Source organism: Algibacter sp. L4_22 (genome assembly GCF_023473045.1).
GTDB lineage: Bacteria > Bacteroidota > Bacteroidia > Flavobacteriales > Flavobacteriaceae > Algibacter.
On the sequence record NZ_JAMCOK010000051.1, the window covers coordinates 1 to 988 of the forward strand.

Sequence of the window (988 nt, forward strand, 5' to 3'; positions counted from 1 at the left end):
TGCGTGTTTGTAACGTCTGATTTTCCTTCGGAAAATCCTCGCATACAAACCCGCAACTATTCTTATACATAAACGTTAGCTGTAATACCAACTCATCGCCCGAAAACAACAATTGAGAATACTAAAATTGAAACGACTGAATAAAATATATTCCTTTGGAGAAAATTTAATATTATGACAAATTCTACCAAAAGAATTTCAGCAATTGTGATATTTTACATTATTGCAATCGGATTAAGATATTACATAACTGAAATTAAACCTGATTTCTTTACTAATTCAAATCTTTATATTAATGTCTTGTTACAAGCAATCGGACCACTTTTAGGCGGACTTTTTGTTATAAAATTCCTTAAAAGACCAAACGAACTAAAACTGTTAGGAATTGGATTTTTAAAAACACTTTTAGCTATTAGCATTCCGATAGTTTTATTTTCATTAGTCGGAATTTTGAATACAGGAAAACCTTATTTGAATGCACCTAAATATATTGCAATAATCTTGGTTTATGCCTTATTCGAGGAATATGGTTGGAGGAATTATTTACAATCGGAATTAAGCGAATTAAACAAACTAATCAAGTATTTAATAATTACTGTTTTATGGTTTATTTGGCATCTGAATTTTGAACTGACATTTAACAATTTAATCTTTTTCCTAATTCTATTCGCAGGTAGTTTTGGAATTGGATATGTAGCTGACAAATCAAAATCATTAATATTTGTGGCTTTATTTCACGCTTTCTTTAATATTTTACAAAACGAATTATTGAGCGGAATCGAAATGAAACAAAAATTAGCAATTATAATAATTAGTGCGGTAAGTGCCATTTTGATTATGAAATATGATAATAGAATAAAAAGTACTACAGCTAACACCGTGTATAATTAATTGCTTTGGTCGTTGCTTATTTGGAAAATTCCTTCGGAATTTTCTCGCGTTCGTTTTTGTTTACTAAATTAGTTGCTGAAACACGCAACTAACCATA

General features: G+C 29.4%; 1 protein-coding gene. It reads left to right on the forward strand.

All coding sequences use genetic code 11. The features are described from left to right. The first annotated feature begins 174 nt into the window (after positions 1-174). Positions 175-891, forward strand: coding sequence for a CPBP family intramembrane glutamic endopeptidase (locus M4I23_RS19540; protein ID WP_249755533.1), 717 nt, complete (start codon positions 175-177; stop codon positions 889-891). Positions 892-988: the final 97 nt, after the last annotated feature.

Coding starts and splice junctions, on each gene's coding strand:
- M4I23_RS19540 (WP_249755533.1), top strand. CDS start 175: ATGACAAATTCTACCAAAAGAATTTCAGCAATTGTGATATTTTACATT.